At 40.4% G+C, this 17347-nt stretch carries 1 protein-coding gene; it reads right to left on the bottom strand.

What is annotated here, in order from left to right:
* Position 1: 1 nt before the first annotated feature.
* Positions 2-17320: a non-ribosomal peptide synthase/polyketide synthase gene (locus MKY75_RS12285; protein WP_340885467.1), complete on the bottom strand. Its 17319-nt coding sequence runs from the start codon at positions 17318-17320 to the stop codon at positions 2-4.
* Positions 17321-17347 lie beyond the last annotated feature (27 nt).

Here is a 17347-nt window from a genome sequence, read left to right as displayed (position 1 = left end):
TTTATTCGAAGTTATTCAATACGTCTTCAAACTCATCCATATTCAGATCGTCTACTGTAAAATCACTGAGTGTAGCTTCTGAATAGTCCATTTCTGCACAATGGGTTATTATGTTTACTAAATGCTTTTTAAAACTCACCGCTACCCCTTCAATAGTACTCTTCTCATACTCGCCCTGGTTGTAGCTAAAGTTTAATTCCAGCTTCCCGCCTTCTACAGTTCCGCCGTTAATATCAATACAATACTCACTTTTATAGTTTGGTCCTGTAGACTCTCCGACAGGAATATCAGACACTCCAAATAAATTGTCTACATTATCCTGGTTGAATTGACCGAGGTAATTGAAGCTTATTTCAGGGTTTAGATTAAAATTTAAATCGGCTTTGTTTTCCGGCAAGGTAAGATATTTTAGTATGCCGTAACCTATCCCTTTGTTAGGTATCTGCCTGATGTTTTCTTTTACCGATTTGATCATGCGGGAAATATCGAGTTGTCCGCTGACATCTAACACCACGGGATACTGGGTGGTGAACCATCCCACGGTCCTGCTTATGTCAATGTCTTTAATGATTTCCTCCCTGCCGTGCCCCTCCAGACTGATCAGAACCTTATCATTTCCGGTCCATTCCCTCACTGCTAATCCCAAGGCGGTAAGCAATATGTCGTTTACTTCTGTGTTATAAGCATGGTTTACCCGCTTTAGCATCTTCTCAGTCTCTTCAATACTCAGCTCGATCTTGACGCTATTGTTATTCATATACCTTCTTTCTTCAATCTCTCGGTCTTTTGGAAGCGGTATTGTTTCAGTTTTTTCCAAATTGGTCCAGTAATTTATTTCTTTTAATAGTTCAGGGCTATTGGCATACTCATCAAGCCTCTGTGCCCAATCTTTGAAAGAGTCGGTCTTGTTGCTGAATTTTATTTCATCATTGTTTAGCGCCTGTCTGTATCCTATGTCCAAATCTTCCAGTATGATTCTCCACGATACCCCATCAACTACAAGGTGGTGAATAGCTATTAGCAGGTGGTCCCCTTCTTTAGTCTTAAACAGACCAACCTTAACTAAAGGACCGTTATACAAGTCCATGCTCCTCTGAATCCTCGACGCTTCCAGCTCTATTTTTTCCCGGTAATTATAGCTGTCCCTAAGGTCTACAATTTCCAATGAAAAATGTTCACCTTCAAGGTTTTTGTTGTATTGGAGTATATTTTGATCCTCTATTTTTACCACTGTTCTAAAAATATCGTGGTGCTCTACAAGCTTTGACAATACTTTTCGAATAATAGCTTCTTCAAATCCGTTACGCCCATATATCATTATTTCCTGATTAAAATGATGGATATCCTTGCTGTCTTGTTTATACAACCATCTTTGTATAGGTGTTATCGGTACTATGCCTTCTACCGGGCCTTGATGAATTCTTCGGCTTGTAGATTGTATATATTCGACGAGTTCCTCAATTACAGGATGTTTGAATAAGTCCCGCATTTCGAGCTTTAGCCCATGGACGTTAAGACGCGACATTACCTGTATGGCTTTTATTGAGTCTCCTCCAAGGCTGAAGAAATTATCTTTTACCCCGATGTTTTCAGTTTTTAGTACGTCTTCCCATACTTTGGCCAGTATTTCTTCTCTTTCGTTTCTAGGAACTACATGCTCTACTCCGGTATTAATATTCCCCTGTGGTTCAGGCAATGCTTTCCGATCAATTTTACCGTTGGCATTAAATGGCAGCTGTTCCAGCTGCATGAAATATGCTGGTACCATGTAGTCAGGTAGTTCGTTTAAGAGATGCTCCCTTAGCTCGGAAATGGTCAATTCATTTTCCCCTACAATATATGCACACAGGTACTTCTTCCCTTGCTGCTCTTCCTTTGCAATAACCACTGCTTCCTTAATAGCAGTGTGCTTCACCAGATGTGCTTCAATTTCTCCAAGCTCTATTCTAAAGCCTCTTATCTTTACCTGGTGGTCGATCCTGCCCATGAATTCGATGTTCCCATCAGGAAGCCGCCTTACTAAGTCCCCTGTGCGGTACACTTTTTCGCCGGGAATAAACGGGTTAGGTACAAATTTTTCTGCTGTCAGTTCAGGTCTATTCAAATAGCCCCTTGCAAGACCGCTTCCACCTATCACAAGTTCACCGGCCACTCCTACAGGAGTTAATTGGTTGTGCTTGTCCAGTATATAAAGGTATACATTCTGTAAAGCTTTCCCTATAGGTACTGTTATAAGTTCTTCTGCTATTTTCTTTGTTATACTGTAACCCGCTGCATATATCGTGGACTCTGTAGGCCCATAGATATTTTCCAGAGATGTGTTCTCTGAGACATCGAAAAGCTCATGGACAAGCTTTTTGGGCAGCGCTTCTCCAGCAGCAAAAATATACCTGAGAGTTGATGGCAGTTTTATACCATTATCTTTTAAAGTTTGTACCATTATATTCAGCATTGATGGTACAAAGTTTACATGGGTTATCTTATGCTTGTTTATTACCTCTACTAACTCCATAGCTTCCTTTTCCACACCTTGGCGTGATATTACAAGCTTTCCTCCGTTGAGGAACCAGCCAAATATCTCAGCTACGGATACGTCAAAGGTATAAGTTGTTTTAAATAGAAAAGCGTCTTCCGCTTTAAGCGGATACATGGCCTGGAGGGCTGTAATTATGTTTACAACGCTAGTATGCTCAATCATTCCACCTTTGGGCTTCCCTGTCGAACCTGATGTATAAATGACGTACGCAAGGTCCGAGGGTTTGTTTACATTTTCAAGCTTTGAGTTCTCTTCATTTAAATATTCTTCCTCCAGATATATAATATCCGCATCAATCTGCTTATTTTCCATAAAGGTCCTGGAGGTCAAAAGGATCTGGGAACCACTATCGTCCAACAAATACTTTATCCTTGTATCAGGATAATTAGGATCTATCGGCAGATACGCCCCTCCAGCTTTCAATATGGCAAATATCCCCACAATCATCTCAAATGAACGTTCGGCCATAATTCCTACAATACGGTCAGGCTTTACCCCTTTGTTCCTCAATACTCTGGCCAAATGATTTGCCTTTCCGTTCAATTCCCTGTAAGTCAAGTGCTTGTCTTCATATACCACAGCTATGTTGTCAGGTGTCCTTTCCACCTGCTCAGCAAACAGCTCATGTATGGTTTTGTCCTGCGGATAGTCTTTCTTAGTATCATTAAAGTCTATCAGCAACTGCTTTCTTTCTTCATGACTTAATATAATAAGCTTGTCAACTGACCCTTTGGGGTTATGGATAAACATATTTAAAATATTAATAAAATAGTCTATACACTCTTCTGCCTGTTTTCTTTCCAATACTTTGTCCGAGTAGATCAAGCTTATATTAAGATCATCGAATGTATTACTTACTGTAAAGTCAAGACTTGTATTGGTTGCTTCATATTCATCAACTGAAATTCTATCTTTAACATCACCGATTTCTTTGTTTATTATCTCGTTATATATATGAAAATCCACATAATTGAATATGGTATCAAATAAAGGATTTTCCTCTTTGTTTTCTTTTCCGCCCAGGATATTTATGATCTCAAATAAAGGCAGTCTTCCATAAAGCTTTAAGTTTATTAATTTCTTTTCTGCAACTTTTATCAATTCCTCCCATATATCGATTTTATCAAAACACATTTTGACGGGAACCGTATTTAAGAAGCACCCCAGCATCTTATCTCCATCTTCGCATACAGGTCTGTTATTTTCTACCAAACCTACGACAAAGTCATCCTCGTATGAAAGCATATTGAGCATATAAGTGTATGCAGCAAAGCAAAGTGTCTTTAAGCTTACATCATATCTTCTGGCAGTACTTCTTAAATCACCTAAAAATTCCTGACTTAAATGACGTGTTACATGGTCTACTTTATAAGATTTTTTTGTTTTTCCATGAATATTTGCAGGCATATTCAACCTTTTATATTCACTTAATTCCTCTCTCCAATAATTAATTACTTCCTGGTTGTCCTTAATTGTCATTTGGTCTGCTATATAATCTTTATAGCTGCATTTAAGCCGTGTTGGTATATAATCTTTTTCTTGCTTAAGCTTAGAGTATAGGTTTGAAACTTCCGTAATCAATGAAGCAACACTCCAGCCATCCAGGATAGCATGGTGGAATATCAGAACCAGACAAATATGGTTTGCGTCAAGTTTGAATATTCTTATCCTCCAAAGGGGCTTTGATATATCAAACGGATTCGCTCTGTCATTTTCCAAATATTTGTTTATATACTCAACCTGCCCTGTCCTGCTAAAATTCATGATATCTATCTGCTCAATATCAAGACTACTGCCCTTGTAAACAATTTGCACAGGAGTTTCAAAATCCTCTAAATTAAAAACCGTCCTTAAAATATCATGTTTTGACGTCATTAGAAGCATCGCTTCTTTAAATGCTGGGAAATCAAAGTCTTTGTCATTCAGATGAAATGCAAATTGGTCATGATAAACTGCATTTTCATAGTCTTTTTTGGAATGATAAATCATACCCAGCTCTATGTGACTCATCGGATATATATCTTCCATGTCCGAAGGTAACTTTTCTGAGAGAGTTTCATTCATCAATATTCGCTGTTTAAATAACTCCAGTTCTTCCCTTGCTTTACCCATCTTACTGTTAAAAGCTTCCGTATCTTTTACTTTTAAGAATGCAGACAATCTCTCAATATCAGGATTCATGTATATATCCCTGATTTGGATGTTTATATCCAACTTTTTGCATATTGTGCTGACTAATGATATTGCACGTATAGAATCTCCGCCTATTTTAAAGAAGTTGTCCCTTATTCCTACCTGTTTTGCTCCAAGCACTTCCTGCCATATTTCAACCAGTTTCTCTTCCACTTCATTCCGCGGCGCTACATATTCTGTTCCCGTACTCATACTTCCGTCAGGCTCGGGCAATGCTTTCCTGTCTATTTTTCCATTAGGGGTCAATGGCAGCTTTTCCATCTGCATAAAGTAAGAAGGGATCATGTAGTCCGGGAGCTCTTTTGACAAGTGTTCCCTCATCCCCTGTACGGTTATTTCTTGATCCGGTACGACGTACGCACAAAGATACTTATTTCCGTCAGCTCCTTCTTTGTCCAATACCACTGCTTCTTTTATTGTTTCATGCTTTAATAACCGGTTCTCTATTTCACCCAGTTCTATCCTGTAGCCTCTTATCTTTACCTGATGGTCGATCCTGCCCAGGTATTCTAGGTTGCCGTCAGGCAGCCACCTTGCCAGGTCACCTGTCCTGTACATCCTTTCACCCGGTGCGAATGGGTTTGCTGCGAATTTTTCTTCTGTAAGTTCCGGTCTGTTCAAGTACCCTCTTGCCAGTCCATCCCCTGCTATACATAGTTCTCCCGCTACTCCTATCGGCTGCAGGCCCTTTTCCTTACTCACAACATATAACTTAATGTTATCTATGGGCTTTCCTATTGGTACAAGCTCCAATTCTTCTTCCGTAGAGCAGCCAAAGTAGGATACATCTACTGTTGCTTCTGTTGGTCCGTACAGGTTATGCAGGCTTGTTCCTTTTTCTTTGTACAGCAGCTTGTTGAACTTTTCTACTTGCTTCAGGTTCAGTGCTTCTCCACTGGCAAATACCTGCTTTAAGCTTGCTATTTCCTCTATTATCCCCTTTTCCTCTACATACTCTAAAAATACACTCAACATGGATGGTACAAAGTGCATTGTGGTAACTTTATTTTTTTCGATTGCCTTCACGATTTCTTCCGGATTTTTTTCTCCTCCCGGTATCAGCAGGCAGACTTTGGCCCCAGTAAAGCTCCACCACAATAATTCCCATACCGATACGTCAAAGGTATAGGGAGTTTTCTGCAGGATCACATCACCTTCAGCTATCGGGTATTGCTTCTGCATCCAGTTGATCCGGTTGATTACGGAGTAGTTCTCTATCATTACCCCTTTGGGTTTGCCGGTAGAACCGGATGTATATATTACATAAGCCAAGTTTTCAGGTTTACTAATTAACTTTGGATTTGATACATCCCCAGTAAATAGTTCCTGATTTTCTATGCTAATAAATTCAGCATTTCTGTAACTACCTTTAGCATTTATAAATTTATCCTGTATCAGAATAATTTGGCTGCCACTGTCATCAAGCATAAACTGGATCCTGTCTTCAGGGTATTCAGGAGCTATGGGTAAATAAGCCCCCCCAGCTTTTAGGACAGCCATGATCCCTATGATCATTTCCGGGGAACGTTCTACCATAATTCCCACTACACTATCAGGTTTTATTCCCTTTTCTCTTAATTTTCTGGCCAGTTGGTTTGCCTTTTCGTTTAACTCCCTATAAGTCAGCTGTTTATCTTCAAACACTACAGCAATATTATTGGGTGTCCGTTCCACCTGTTCCTCAAAAATCTGATGGATGGTCTTTTCCCGAGGGTATCCTGCTTTTGTATTATTAAATTCATATAATATTTGATGTTTTTCGTCTTGTGACAGCATATCAATTTCTAATAGCCTTTTTTCAGGAAAGGCTGCTGCCTCTTCCAATACATTAAGGTAATGGGCAATAAGCCTTATAACTGACTCTTTCTTAAACAACCTGGTAGCATACTCCAATTCAAATGCAATACCGTCCTCTGTTTCCTCAGCGTTTAAAGTCAAGTCAAACTTGGATATTCTTACTTCACTGTCATAGGGCATAAACCTTAGCCCATCCATCTTCACTTCTGATGCCTCGATATTTTGCAGTACAAACATAGTATCGAAAAGTGGATTTCTACCCAGATCCCTTTCCAGGTTAAGCTTATCTACCAGTTCTTCAAATTGGTAATCTTGGTTTTCGTAAGCCCTTAAGGAGTTTTCTCTTACTTCATTAAGGAAGTCCACAAAAGTCTTTCCACCTTGAGGGTGATTCCTCATGGCTAGCGTGTTTACAAACATACCAATAACGTCCTGAAGATCAGTATGCGGCCTTCCTGCAACGGGACTTCCAACTATAATATCTTCCTGTCCGGTGTACTTGGATAAAAGGACATTGTATGAAGCTAAAAGTACCATGTAGAGCGTGGCACCATTATTCACTGCAAGTTTGTTCAGTTTAACAGCAAGCTCCTTGCCTGCTTTGAAACTGATCACATCTCCCTCAAAACTCTGTATAGCTGGCCTAGGGTAGTCTAGCGGCATATTAAGCAAAGGAATTTCTCCTTTGAATACTTGGAGCCAGTATTCTTCCTGCTTACTAATTGTCCCATCAGCAAACAGCCTGTTCTGCCATACGGAAAAATCCTTGTACTGAATCTTAAGTTCCGGAAGTTCCTTACCTTCATACAGGCTCATAAATTCTCTTACCAGTATGTCGTCAGACACCCCGTCAGATATAATATGGTGCTTATCAAACATCATAATATATCTGTCTTCTCCAACTTTTATAAGCCCAACCCTAAGTAAAGGAGCCTCATCAAGGTCAAAGGTCCTAATAAATTCACTGGCTATTTTCGCAGCTCTTTCCTCATCGGTTTCCATATACATAACACTAAAATCCACATTGCTATGGACCTTTTGTACCGGTTTACCATCTATCATATGGAATGAGGTACGGAAAGACTCATGTCTGTCAACAAGCTCCCTAAAAGCCTGTTCAAAGCGCAGTTTATCGAGTTTGCCTTCAATTAGCATAATACCAGGCATGTTGTATGCCATCCCAACTGCGTCAAGCTGGTTTAGAATATACAGCCTTTTCTGGGCGGATGAAATTGGATAGTACTCCATCTCCCCAGCCGGCCCAATAGAATGAAATACACTCTCCTTTGCAATCTTGATGCACTCGGCAACTTCAGACATATTTGGGCTCTTAAATATTTCTTTAAGCGGTATGTTTACATTGAACTCTTTGTGAATCCTGGCAATAAGATTTGCTGCCCTTAAGGAATGTCCCCCCAGCTCAAAGAAATTGTCGTTTCTTCCCACTTTCTCTATACTAAGGATATCCTGCCACAACCCCGCAAGTTTCTCCTCCACTTCACCCAAGGGTGCGACATACTCTATTCCAGCATCGATATTGCCGTCAGGTTCGGGCAATGCCTTCCTATCTATTTTGCCATTGGGAGTCAGCGGCAGCTTTTTTAACTGCATAAAATAGGATGGTATCATATAGTCTGGAAGGTCCTTTAAGAGATGTCCCCTTAGTTCTGCTATTGTTAATTCATTTTCCCCTGCCACATAGGCACACAGATACTTGTTTCCCTTCTGATCTTCCCTTGCAATAACCACTGCTTCCTTTATTGAAACGTGCTTTAGCAGTTGTGCTTCTATTTCCCCCAGCTCTATTCTAAATCCCCTTATCTTTACCTGATGATCTACTCTTCCTAAAAATTCCATATTCCCATCAGACAGCCATCTGGCCAGATCCCCTGTACGATACATCCTTTCCCCTGGTATAAACGGGTTAGGTACAAATTTTTCAGCTGTCAGTTCGGACCGGTTTAGATATCCCCTTGCAAGCCCTTCTCCCCCTATGCACAACTCACCCAAAACCCCTGTAGGCTGAGGTCTCAAGTGTTTGTCAACAACGTAGTATTTTATATTTTGCATTGGCTTTCCGATAGGTACACTCCCGGATTCCAAATAGCTTCCCAGTCTCTTTTCGTAATAACTGGAATCTATGGTGGACTCAGTAACCCCATAGCTATTAACAACCCGCAGTTTCTCTCCATACCAGGATTGTAATCTTTCATAATCTTCCACAGAGAGAGTATCTGATCCAAGTATAAGCAACTTGAGGCTATCAATAATCAAAGCATTATCATGGATATAATCCATAAGAGGAATAATCAGTGCCGGTGTGGATTCAAAGATGGTTATTTTATGGGTTTTAATAAGTGAATATAATCGTGCAGGATCGTATCTCTCCTCGGATGAACAAATAACCATTTGGCCTCCGTTGAGCAGCGTTCTCGAAACATCTCCCACAAATACATCAAAAGAAAAACTTGCGATTTGCAACAGCTTTACATCCATATCCGCAAGCCTATATTCCTTTTTCCATGCGTAAGATATGTTGACAAGACTTCTATGCTCTATCATGATCCCCTTTGGCTTTCCTGTGGTTCCTGATGTATAAATGACATATGCTAAATTACAAGATTTATTAATGACAGGAAGATTTTCTGTTCTCCCGTTGTAATTCACACAGTCATCAAAGCTTATAATATCAAGATCAAATTTAATTTTTTCTTTATGATGTTCTTGCGTAAGAATAATTCCAGCCAAGCTGTCATCGATCATATATCTGATTCGTTCTTCAGGATATTCGGTGTCTATGGGTAAATACGCGCCTCCTGCTTTAAATACAGCAATTACACCTATTATCATTTCTATGGACCGGTCTACCATTATAGCTACTACACTGTCAGGTTTTAATCCCTTGTCCCTTAAGATCCAAGCCAGTTGATTGGCCTTTTCATTAAGTTCTCCGTAAGTCAAGTATTTATCTTCAAATACTACTGCTATGTTATCAGGCGTCTTTTCCACTTGTTCTTCAAATAGCTCTTGTATGGTCTTATCCTTAGGATATTCTACTTTTGTATCATTGAAGCCATAGATTATTTGCTGTTTTTCCTCCTGGGACAACATATTTATTTCCGACAACCTTTTAAACGGATTTGCGGTTATCTCTTCCAACACGTTAAGGTAATGAGCCGCCAACCTTTTTATAGTCTCTTTTTTGAAAAGCCGAGTACAATATTCAAAGCTAAAAGCCATACCATCTTCACGCTCTATTGCATCAATGGATAGGTCAAATTTTGATATTCTATACTCTAGCCCGTTATTAAAAGGTCTGAAGCTTATACCAGGTACTGCAAATTCTACCTTAGAGGCATTTTGCATGGTAAACATAGTATCAAACAGTGGGTTTCTGCTCATGTCCCTCTTCAAGTTAAGCTTCTCAACCAGTTCTTCAAATTGGTAATCCTGATTGTCATAAGCCCTTAGAGCGTTTTCTCTTACTTCATTCAAGAATTCTACAAAGGTACTATCTCCCTTGGGGTAATTTCTCATAGCCAAGGTATTTACAAACATACCAAGGATATCCTGCAGGTCTGAATGTGGCCTTCCGGCTATAGGGCTTCCAACGATTATGTCTTCCTGTCCGGTGTGCTTAGACAGCAATATGTTGTATGCCGCGAGCAGTGTCATGTAAAGCGTAGCCCCATTATCCCTTGCAAGCTTGTTTAATTTATTCGTAAGCTCACTGCCTGCTTCAAAGCTAAAAAAATCCCCTTCAAAGCTTTGTATTACAGGCCTTGGATAGTCTAGCGGCATATTCAGTACAGGTATTTCTCCCTGGAATGCTTGGAGCCAGTATTCCTCCTGGCTGCTAATTCCGCCCTCATCAAACAGTTTATTCTGCCATACAGCGTAGTCCTTGTACTGTATCCGAAGTGCTGGAGGGTTGTTTCCTTCATAAAGATCCATAAACTCACGAATCAGTATGTCCATGGAGACACCATCGGATATAATGTGATGCATATCAAACATCATAAGATGCCTGTCTTCTCCCGTTTTTACAAGCTCTACCCTTAGCAGAGGAGCCTTGCCAAGATCAAAAGGTCTGGCAAATTCCCCAGCATACTCTGCGGCTTTTTCTTCGTTAGTTTCAAAGTACATCACGCTGAATTCCACATGGTCATGAACCTTCTGGACCGGGTTACCATCGATCATGTGGAACGATGTTCTAAGAGTCTCATGCCTTTTTACCAACTGCCTGAAGACTTCCTGGAAACGCGCTGTATCAATGCTTCCTTCCAGCAGCATAATACCAGGCATGTTGTATGCTGTCCCTGCCCCTTCAAGCTGGTTTAGTATATACAGCCTTCTTTGTGCAGATGACATAGGGTAGTATTCCATTTCTCCTGCCGGTTGGATTGACTGATATAGGCTCTCCTTTGAGTCTTTAATATATCTGGCAATTTCTAAGATGGTTGGTGTCTTGAATATTTCCTTAAGAGGTATGTCTATATTGAACTCTTTGTGAATTCTTGCTACAAGGCTTGTTGCCTTTAACGAGTGTCCCCCAAGCATAAAAAAGTTATCATTTCTTCCTACCTTCTCTATTCCAAGGATATCCCGCCACAACAGCGCAAGTTTCTCCTCTATTTCTCCCGAAGGTACTACGTATTCTACGCCGGTATTAACATTGCTATCGAGCACAGGCAATGCTTTCCTGTCTATTTTTCCATTAGGGGTCAATGGCAGCTTTTCCATCCGCACAAAGTAGGAAGGGATCATGTAGTCCGGGAGCTCTTTTGACAAGTGTTCCCTCATCCCCTGTACGGTTATTTCTTGATCCGGTACGACGTATCCACAAAGATACTTATTTCCGTCAGCTCCTTCTTTGTCCAATACCACCGCTTCTTTTATTGCTTCATGCTTTAATAACCGGTTCTCTATTTCACCCAGTTCTATCCTGTAGCCTCTTATCTTTACCTGATGGTCGATCCTGCCCAGATATTCTAGGTTGCCGTCAGGCAGCCACCTTGCCAGGTCACCTGTCCTGTACATCCTTTCACCCGGTGCGAATGGGTTTGCTGCGAATTTTTCTTCTGTAAGTTCCGGTCTGTTCAAGTACCCTCTTGCCAGTCCATCCCCTGCTATGCATAGTTCTCCCGCTACTCCTATCGGCTGCAGGCCCTTTTCCTTACTGACAACATACAACTTAATGTTATCTATGGGCTTTCCTATAGGTACAAGCTCCAATTCTTCTTCCGTAGAGCAGCCAAAGTAGGATACATCTACTGTTGCTTCTGTTGGTCCGTACAGGTTATGCAGGCTTGTTCCTTTTTCTTTGTACAGCAGCTTGTTGAACTTTTCTACTTGCTTCAGGTTCAGTGCTTCTCCACTGGCAAATACCTGCTTTAAGCTTGCTATTTCCTCTATTATCCCCTTTTCCTCTACATACTCTAAAAATACACTCAACATGGATGGTACAAAGTGCATTGTGGTAACTTTATTTTTTTCGATTGCCTTCACGATTTCTTCCGGATTTTTTTCTCCTCCCGGTATCAGCAGGCAGACTTTGGCCCCAGTAAAGCTCCACCACAATAATTCCCATACCGATACGTCAAAGGTATAGGGAGTTTTCTGCAGGATCACATCACCTTCAGCTATCGGGTATTGCTTCTGCATCCAGTTGATCCGGTTGATTACGGAGTAGTTCTCTATCATTACCCCTTTGGGTTTGCCGGTAGAACCGGATGTATATATTACATAAGCCAAGTTTTCAGGTTTACTAATTAACTTTGGATTTGATACATCCCCAGTAAATAGTTCCTGATTTTCTATGCTAATAAATTCAGCATTTCTGTAACTACCTTTAGCATTTATAAATTTATCCTGTATCAGAATAATTTGGCTGCCACTGTCATCAAGCATAAACTGGATCCTGTCTTCAGGGTATTCAGGAGCTATGGGTAAATAAGCCCCCCCAGCTTTTAGGACAGCCATGATCCCTATGATCATTTCCGGGGAACGTTCTACCATAATTCCCACTACACTATCAGGTTTTATTCCCTTTTCTCTTAATTTTCTGGCCAGTTGGTTTGCCTTTTCGTTTACTTCCTTATAAGTCAGCTGTTTATCTTCAAACACTACAGCAATATTATTGGGTGTCTTTTCTACCTGCTCTTCAAACAGTTGATGTATAGTCTTATCCTTAGGATACCGGACCTTTGTATCGTTAAAGTCATATAGTATTTTCTGCTTTTCTTCCTGTGAAAGCATATCAATTTCTGACAACCTTTTTCCAGGATAAACCGTTATCTCTTCCAGAACATTAAGGTAATGGGCTGCAAACCTTTCTACAGTCTCTTTCTTGAACAGCCTTGTGGCATATTCCAAATCAAATGCAATACCTTCCTGGGTTTCCCGAGCATTTAATGTCAAGTCAAATTTGGATATTCTAAATTCATTTGTATAGGGTATAAACTTAAGCCTATCTATCTTCAATTCTGATGAGCCGGTATTTTGCAATACAAACATAGTATCAAAAAGAGGATTCCTGCTCATATCCCTCTTTACATTAAGCTTTTCCACCAGTTCTTCAAACTGGTAGTCCTGATTTTCATAAGCCCTTATAGAGTTTTCCCTTACTTCCTTTAGAAACTCAGCAAAGGTCTTTTCTCCCTGGGGATAGTTCCTCATGGCTAAAGTATTTACAAACATACCTATTATGTCTTGTAAATCTGTATGAGGTCTTCCAGCTATAGGGCTTCCCACTATAATATCTTCCTGCCCCGTATACTTAGACAGCAGTATGTTGTATGAAGCAAGCAATGTCATGTAAAGAGTAGCCCCATTATCCCTTGCAAGCTTAATAAGTTTTCCCGTAAGCTCACTGCCTGCTTCAAAACGGATAAAACCTCCGTCAAAGCTTTGAACCGCAGGCCTTTGGTAATCTACTGGCATATTCAGCACAGGAATTTCTCCATTAAATTCCTGGAGCCAGTATTCCTCCTGCTTCTTTATTTTGTCCCCAGCAAATAGTTCCTTCTGCCAAACAGAATAGTCCTTGTACTGTATACGGAGGGAAGAAGGGTTATTTCCTCCATACATATCCATGAACTCATGTACCAGTATATCCATGGACGTACCGTCAGATATGATATGGTGCATGTCAAACATCATGACATGCTTGTCTTTTCCCGTTTTCACAAGGCCTACTCTTAGCAGCGGAGCAATTCCAAGATCGAACGGCTTTATAAATTCTTTTACGATTTCCCCCACTTTTTCTTCGTCAGATTCTAGATACACTACACTAAAACCCACAGGATCATTGATCTTCTGGACGGGTTCACCCTCTATGAAATGGAAAGATGTTCGAAGGGTCTCATGCCTATTTATAAGCTGTTGGAAGGTCTTCTGAAAAAGCTCTAGATCAATACTGCCTTCAACCAGCAAGCTGCCTGGCATATTGTATGCTGTCCCTGCTCCTTCAAACTGATTTAATATATACAGCCTTCTTTGGGCTGATGACATAGGGTAGTATTCCATCTCTTTAGCAGTTTGGATGGATTGATATATACTCTCCTTTGCTTCCTTCATATACCTTGCTATTTCCGCTATAATTGGAGCCTTAAATATTTCCTTAAGAGGCATGTCTATATTGAACTCTTTGTGAATTCTCGCTACAAGGCTTGTAGCCTTTAAAGAGTGTCCACCTAACATAAAGAAGTTGTCATTTCTTCCTATCTTCTTAATTCCAAGGATGTCTTGCCAAATCAGTGCAAGCTTCTCTTCAAATTCGCCTATAGGCGCTTCATACTCTATTCCCGTATTTATATTACCTTCGGGTTCAGGCAATGCCTTCCTGTCTATCTTGCCATTAGCTGTCAATGGCATTTTTTCAAGCTGCACAAAGTATGATGGTACCATGTATTCGGGCAGTTCTTTTAAGAGATGCTCCCTTAGTTCTGATATTGTCAGCTCATTTTCTCCCGCTATATATGCACACAGGTATTTACTGCCCTGATGGTCTTCCTTTGCAATCACCAAAGATTCCTCAATTGAAGGATGCTTTAGCAGTTGTGCTTCTATTTCACCAAGCTCTATCCTAAAGCCTCTTATCTTTACCTGGTGGTCTATTCTACCCAGGTATTCCATTTCTCCATCAGATAATAACCGGACCAGGTCTCCAGATCTATATAACCTCTCTTCCGGCTTGTACGGATTTTGAACGAACTTTTCCTTTGTAAGCTCCGGTCTTCCAAGATATCCTCTGCAAACTCCGTCTCCTCCTACACAAAGCTCTCCGGCTACTCCAATGGGAACAACTTTCATGTTCTTATCCATTACATATGTTGTAAGGGTTGGTATAGGCCTTCCTATGCTGCTCACATTAGATCTAATTTCTTCCTCTTCTATCTCTTTATATGTGACATGCACTGTTGTCTCGGTTATTCCATACATATTGATGAGTCTAGTCTGCGGGTACTTCTTTCTCCATTCCTTCAACAATGCAGGCTTTAATGCTTCCCCTCCGAATATGACATATCTTATCTTAAGTTCTTTTTCTTCATATGATACTTCTTCATTGGCTATATTATAGAAGGCTGAAGGTGTCTGATTTAATACGGTCACCTTCTCATTCCTTAGAAGTCTCAGATACTCTACATTGCTGCGTGCTGTCATTTTAGGAACTACCACCAATCTGCCCCCATATAACAACGCCCCGTACATCTCCCATACGGAAAAATCGAAACTCATAGAATGAAACATAGTCCATACATCATTTTCGTTAAAATCAAACTGCATTTTACTGTTAAATAACAGCCTTACTATGTTTCTATGCTCTATCATTGCCCCTTTGGGTTTACCTGTAGAGCCTGAGGTATATATTAAGTAAGCTAGATCGGAAGGTTTATTTACCTCCGATAAGTTATATTGTTCATCTGAATATTCCTGCTCATCTTCTAAATTTATTACTGTACCTATTGATGTATATTTGTCTATAAAATGTGATTGGGTCAACAGGATCACTGCCCGGCTGTCTTCCAGCATATGACTTATTCTTTCCTCAGGATAATCTGGATCTATGGGAAGATATGCCCCTCCTGCTTTTAATACCCCTAGGATTGCTACTATCATCTCAAGTGAGCGTTCTGCCAGAATACCTACGATACTGTCCGGTTTGACTCCTTTAGCCCTTAATACATGGGCCAACCCATTTGATTTTTTATTGAGTTCACTATATGTAAGCTTTTTACCCTCAAATACCACAGCTACATGATCAGGGTTCTTCTCTGCCTGCTCTTCAAAAAGCTGATGGATAGTCTTGTTTTTAGGATACTGTGCCTCTGTAGCGTTAAAGGTATATAGGATTTGCTGTTTTTCTTCCTGTAACAGTACATCAATTTCCCACAACCTTTTTTCAGGGCATGCCGTTATCTCTTCAAGAACGGAAATGTAATGGGTACCAAACCTTTTTATTGTCTCCTTCTTAAACAGCCTGGTACAATATTCAAGGTTAAATGTTATACCTTCTGGACCCTCTACCACTTCAAGCATAAGGTCAAATTTTGCCTTTCTGCCTTCCAGCCAGTTGTTGTATTGTTTGAAGTTTATACCCGATGCTGCAAATTCTGTCTTGTTTGAAGTGCGCAGTGCAAACATAGTGTCAAAAAGAGGATTCCTGCTCATGTCCCTCATGAGATTAAGTTTTTCTACAAGTTCTTCAAACTGGTAGTTCTGATTTTCAAAAGCCAAAAACGCATTTTCCCTTACTTCCTGCAAGAATTGGACGAAGGTCTTTTCTCCCTCAGGATAGTTCCTTATGGCCAAGGTATTTATAAACATACCAATGATACCCTGCAGGTCAGCATGGGGCCTTCCGGCTACAGGACTTCCAACTATGATGTCTTCCTGTCCAGTGTATCTGGACAGGAGTACGTTATATGCAGCCATCAGTACCATGTATAAGGTAGCTCCATTATCTGTTGCAAGCTTATTTAGTTTGACTGAAAGTTCAGGGTTTATTTCAAAGCTTACAGCATCTCCTTCAAAACTTTGTACCGCCGGTCTTGGATAGTCAGTAGGCATATCCAGTACCGGTATATCACCCTTAAATGTCTGGAGCCAGTATTCTTCCTGCTTCTTTATTGAGTCTCCGGCAAACATCTCCTTCTGCCATACAGAAAAATCCTTGTACTGTATCCGTAGTGGCAAAAGGGTCTTCCCTTGGTACAAATCCAAAAACTCACTCATAAGTATATTGACTGATATACCATCTGATACTATGTGGTGCATGTCAAACATCATAACACGCCTGTCTTCGTTCGTTTTTACAAGTCCTACTCTCAGTAATGGAACTTGGCTAAGATCAAAGGGCGTTATGAATTCTTTGACTATTTCTGCTGCTTTTTCTTCATCCAGTTCCAGGTACGTAATACTGAAATCCACGTAATCATGAACCTTTTGTACTGGTTCACCCTCAACCATATGAAATGATGTGCGCAGAGCCTCATGTCTTTTTACTAGCTCCTTGAATGCCTGTTCGAAGCGTACTGCATCAATGTTTCCTTCCAGCAGTACGACGCCTGGCATGTTATATGCAGTACCTGCTCCTTCAAGCTCGTTTAGTATATACAGCCTTTTCTGGGCAGATGACATAGGGTAAAATTCCTGCTCTCTGGCAGAAGGTATTCCAGAAAAGGCATTTGGCGTATATTTTGAAACATCTTTTCCTTTTTCTTTTAGCATCGTCTCAAATAGCTTTCTTTTTTCTGGAGAAAGAGATTCTATTCTTTTCATCAAATTATCCATAACTTCGTCCCTCTTCTCTATTTCATC

This window comes from Paenibacillus sp. FSL L8-0663 (assembly GCF_038008125.1).
GTDB classification, from domain to species: domain Bacteria; phylum Bacillota; class Bacilli; order Paenibacillales; family Paenibacillaceae; genus Paenibacillus; species Paenibacillus polymyxa_D.
The sequence above is the reverse complement of the archived record's forward strand: the minus strand, read 5'-3'. Positions and strand labels throughout refer to the sequence as shown.